Origin of the sequence: Streptomyces sp. LS1784 (genome assembly GCF_020103755.1) — a bacterium.
GTDB lineage: Bacteria > Actinomycetota > Actinomycetes > Streptomycetales > Streptomycetaceae > Kitasatospora.
On sequence record NZ_JAHSQD010000666.1, the window covers coordinates 1 to 4,028 of the forward strand.

The following is a 4,028-nucleotide window of genomic DNA, read 5'->3' on the forward strand; positions in this document are numbered from 1 at the left end:
TGCCGGCCACCGCCCCGGTCCCGACACCTACCGCCGTCCCCGCGCCCGCCGCCGAGGCCCCCGCCGCTGCGCAGGCCCCGGCTGCCCCCCAGGTGCACGGCCCCCGGGTGACGGTCTCCCGCGAGTCCGGCATGGCCTCCGGCGGCCTGACCGAGCAGCAGCGCGCCCACGTGGACGAGCTGGTCGCCCGCTTCACCGCCCGCACCACCGCTTCCAAGGCGATCACCCGCCGCCACCGCCGCACCCTGGCGGACAGCCGCGCGGTGGTCGGCTTCCGCTCCGGCACCAAGGAGATGCTCTACCCGCTCGCCGCCCGCCGGGCCAACGGGGCCCGGTTGGAGGACGTCGACGGCAACCCGTACGTCGACATCACCATGGGCTTCGGCGTCCTGCTCTTCGGCCACGATCCGGAGTTCGTCTCCGAGGCCGTGCGCGAGCACCTGTCCTCGGGGCTGCGGCTGGGCCCGCGTGGTCCGGAGACCGGTGAGGCCGCCGAGCTGCTGGCCGAGCTGACCGGCACCGAGCGGGTCGCCTTCGCCAACTCCGGTACCGAGGCGAACGCCGGGGCGATCCGGCTGGCCCGCGCGTACACCGGCCGGGACAAGATCGTCATGTTCGAGGGTTCGTACCACGGCCACTTCGACCACACCCTGGGCCGGACGCTGGGCCACGGCGCCGGACGGGAGACCGTCCCGGTGTCCATCGGCATCCCGGGCAGCGCGGTCGCGGACCTGCTGGTGCTGCGGTACGGCGACCCGGAGAGCCTCAAGGTCATCGAGGAGCACGGCGACCGGATCGCCGCCGTCCTGGTCGAGCCGGTGCAGAGCCGCCACCCCGGCCACCAGCCCGTCGACTTCGTCCGCTCGCTGCGCGAACTGACCGCCCGGCTCGGCATCGTCCTGGTCTTCGACCAGATGCTCACCGGCTTCCGGCCCCACCTGCGCGGCGCCGAGGGCTTCTGGGGCGTCACCCCGGACGTGTCCACCTACGGCAAGGTGCTGGGCGGCGGCTACCCGATCGGCGCGATCGCCGGGCGGGCGGACATCCTGGACGGCATCGACGGCGGGCACTGGGACTACGGGGACGACAGCTACCCGCCCAAGGACACCACCTTCTTCGGCGGCACCTACATCCAGCACCCGCTGGCGATGACCGCCGCGGGCGCGGTGCTGCGCCACCTGAAGGCGGCAGGCCCCGGCCTCCAGGAACGGCTGAACGCCCGCACCGACGAACTGGCCGCGACCCTGAACGGCTTCTTCGAGGAGGAGGAGTTCCCGCTGCGCCTGGCCCACTTCGGCTCGCTCTTCCGGTTCGAGCCCCGGGCCGACATGGAACTGCTCTTCCCGCACCTGCTGACCCGCGGGGTCTACGTGTGGGAGTGGCGCAACTTCTTCCTCTCCACCGCCCACACCGACGGCGACCTGGAGTTCGTGATCGACGCGGTCCGCGAGTCGCTGCGCGACCTGCGGCGCGGCGGCTTCTTCCCGGCCTCGCCCGGCGTCCGGCTGCCCGCCCCGCGGCCGGCCGCCGAACTCCCGGTGCCCGCCGAGACCATGGGCGGCGCGCCCGCCCGGGCCGTCGCGTACCAGCCGGTCAGCGACCCGCAGCGGCCGGTGGACTTCAGCCTCTACTTCTTCGGCGACTACCCGCTGGACTCCCCGGAGGACGAGAAGTACCGCATCGTCCTGGAGAGCGCCCGCTTCGCCGACCGGCACGACTTCCACTCCGTCTGGCTGCCCGAGCGCCACTTCCACTCCTTCGGCGGCATCTTCCCCAACCCCTCGGTACTGGCCGCCGCCCTGGCCCGGGAGACCACCCGGATCCGGCTGAACGCGGGCTGCGCCGTCCTGCCGCTGCACCACCCGGTGCGGGTCGCCGAGGAGTGGTCGGTGGTCGACAACCTCTCCGGCGGCCGGGTCGGCCTGGGCTGCGCCAGCGGCTGGCACCCCAACGACTTCCTGTTCTTCCCCGAGCGCTACGGCAGCCACAAGGAGCTGATGCACCGGCAGATCGACACCGTCCGGGCGCTGTGGCGCGGCGAGCCGTACCAGGGCCGCAACGGCAACGGTGAGCCGATCGAGGTGACCCTGCACCCGCGCCCCCTGCAGGACCTGCCGCCCATGTTCACCGCGATCGTCGGCAACCCGGACAGCTTCCGCGAGGCGGCCCGGCACGACCTCGGCGTCATCACCAACCTGATGACCCAGGACGTCGCGCAGCTGGCCGAGAACATCGCGGTCTACCGGCGCACCCGGGCCGAGCACGGGCTCGACCCGGAGGCCGGCCGGGTGGTCGTGCTGGTCCACACCTACCTGGGCACCGACCTGGCCACCGCGCGCGAGCAGGCCTACCGGCCGTTCTGCCACTACCTGCGGTCCTCGCTCTCGCTGTTCGGGCAGATGGCCAACAGCCTGGGCCTGACCCTGGACTACGAGAACGCCCGTGAGGAGGACCTGGAGTACGTGCTGGAGCGTGCGTACGAGCGGTACTGCGCCTCCCGCGCGCTGATCGGCACACCGGAGAGCGTCCAGGGGGTGCTGTCCGAGCTGCGGGCGGCCGGCGCGGACGAGATCGCCGCCTTCGTGGACTTCGGGCTCTCCCCCGACCTGGTGGCGGCCGGCCTGCCGCAGCTCGACGCCCTGCGCCGGGACACCCTGCGCGGCGCCCCGCTGTCGTACGCCCAGCAGCGGATGTGGTTCCTGCACCGGATGCTGCCCGACGGCGGGCAGTACAACGAGGTCAAGGCGATCGCCCTGGACGGCCCGCTCGACCCGCAGGCGCTGGACACCGCGCTGCGCCGGCTGGTCGAACGCCACGTCGCGCTGCGCTCCGTCTTCCGGGAGCAGGACGGCGAACCGTTCCAGCAGGTGCTGGCACCGCCCGCCGGCCCGGTGCTGCAGCGGGTGGCGTCCGACGGGACCGGGCAGGACGAGGTGACCCGGCTGGTCGCCGCCGAGGGTGCACACCGCTTCGACCTGGCCGAGGGCCCGCTGTTCCGTGCCCTGCTGCTGGAACAGGCGCCCGACCGGCACGTCCTGGTCCTGTCGATGCACCACATCGTGATCGACACCCTGTCGACCGTGGTGATCACCCGGGAGCTGGGCGAGCTGTACCTGGCCGCACAGGAGGACCGCACCGCCCGGCTGCCGGTGCTCACCACCGGCCCGGCCGGCGAGGCCGCCCGGGAGCGGGCCCGGGTGGCCGCCGGCGAGTACGACGAGAGCCTCGCCTACTGGCGCAAGGTGTTCGGCGGCGGCGGCGACCTGCCGGTGCTGGCCCTGCCGACCGACCGGCCGCGCCCGGCCGTGCCGGACGGCCGCGGCCGCGCCTTCGTCCACCACCTTCCCACCGAACTCTCCGACAGTCTGCGGGCGTTGGCCCGGTCTCGCCGTTCGACCCTGTTCATGGTGCTGTTGGCCGGCTTCGCCGGCGTCCTGCAGCGGTACGCCGGGCAGGACGAGATCGTGCTGGGCACCCCGGTGGCCAACCGGGCCGAGGGCACCGAGGACCTGGTCGGGTTCTTCGTCAACACCCTGGCGCTGCGCCTGGACCTCTCCGGCGAGCCGTCCTTCGCCGAGGCGCTGGGCCGGGTCCGCTCCACCGCGCTGGACGCCTACGAGCACCAGCAGCTGCCCTTCGAGGTACTGGTGCAGGAGCTGAACCCGCAGCGCGACACCAGCCGCAACCCGCTGTTCCAGGTCATGGTCGAGTTCGAGAACCACATGGTCTTCGAACTGGACCTGCCCGGCGTGACGGCCCGTCCGCTGGACCACGTGGCGGACCGCTCCGCCTTCGACCTCACCCTCTTCCTGACCAGCCTGCCCGACGGCATCCGCTGCCACGTGGAGTACGCCGAGACCCTGTTCGACCGGGCCACCATCGACCGGCTGCTCGGCGCCTTCGAGCGGCTTCTCGCCGCCGCGGTCGCCGACCCGGAGCGCCCGCTCGCCGAGCTCACCGCCGTACCCGCGGCCGAGGCCGACACGGCCCTGGAGTGCGGCCCCGCGGCCGCCCGGGACCCCGAGCAC

At 73.4% G+C, this 4,028-nt stretch carries 1 protein-coding gene; it reads left to right on the forward strand.

Translation table 11 applies throughout. The annotated features are described in order from the left end of the window. Positions 1–4,028: MupA/Atu3671 family FMN-dependent luciferase-like monooxygenase (locus KS423_RS40100; protein ID WP_224284660.1), on the forward strand; the 4,028-nt coding region annotated here is incomplete at both ends.